This window comes from Alteromonas antoniana (assembly GCF_019249295.1).
GTDB classification, from domain to species: Bacteria; Pseudomonadota; Gammaproteobacteria; order Enterobacterales; family Alteromonadaceae; genus Alteromonas; species Alteromonas antoniana.
This window is the reverse complement of the sequence record NZ_JAESDH010000082.1, coordinates 1-913: the sequence shown is the minus strand read 5'-3', so window position 1 is coordinate 913 and position 913 is coordinate 1. Positions and strand designations below refer to the sequence as shown.

At 52.8% G+C, this 913-nt stretch carries 1 pseudogene; it reads left to right on the top strand.

Features of this window, described 5'->3' with window-relative positions:
- Window positions 1–905 (top strand): annotated as a pseudogene (locus JKP77_RS22155) (IS3 family transposase); the annotation flags it as partial.
- Window positions 906–913: the final 8 nt, after the last annotated feature.

Genomic DNA, 913 nt, shown 5'->3' with positions numbered 1-913 from the left:
GCGAGAAGCGGCAACGTTCTTCGCCAAAGAGTTACCGTAAGGTATCAGGCGATATCGCGTTGCCGCGAAAGCTTTGCAGTGCGCATGATGTGCCGCTGCCTAAACGTCTCACCGAGTGGTTATTACGCGTGGGTGGAGCGTCAGCCTAGTGCGCGTGACATCGCCAATGCACAACTGCTTGAGCGAATACGAGAAATTCACGACGACAGCGGCGGCATCATTGGCGCGCCGCGGATGCATGAAGACCTGCAAGCCGAAGGTATCGAGGTCAGCCTAAATCGTATCGCCAAGATTATGGCTGTGAACGGTATCTACGGCTGGCCGCGCAAAAAAGGAAGAGGCGCAAAACGAAAGTCAGTGCGTCCTTCCGGGCTTGCCAACCATCTTGAGCGTGACTTTACGGCGCAGGAGCCGGAAACCAAGTGGGTCACAGACATCACTGAAATCGCGACACTGGAAGGAAAGCTCTACCTGTGTGTGGTGCTTGACCTGTTCAGCAAACTCATCGTGGGCTGGTCAATGCATCATCGCCAGGACAGGCACATGGTCATGCGTGCCGTCGAAATGGCAGTCTGGCAGCGTCAGGAGCAACATAACGTAGTGCTGCACTCTGATCGCGGAACGCAATTTACCAGTGGTGATTATCAAAAACTGCTCAAGCGAGAGAATCTAACCAGTAGCATGAGTGCGGTAGGCCATTGTGCAGACAATGCCGCCTGCGAGGGCTTCTTCGGTGTACTAAAACGTGAACGGATTAACTACCGACAATACCGAACACGGGATGAAGCGAGGGCTGACATATTCGACTATATTGAGCTGTTTCATAATCCAAGAATGCGACGTAGACTAGCGAATCAGGACAACAAGTTTACGTCTTTATCAAACCGTCCGTGAAAACGGGGTAGAACCCCTC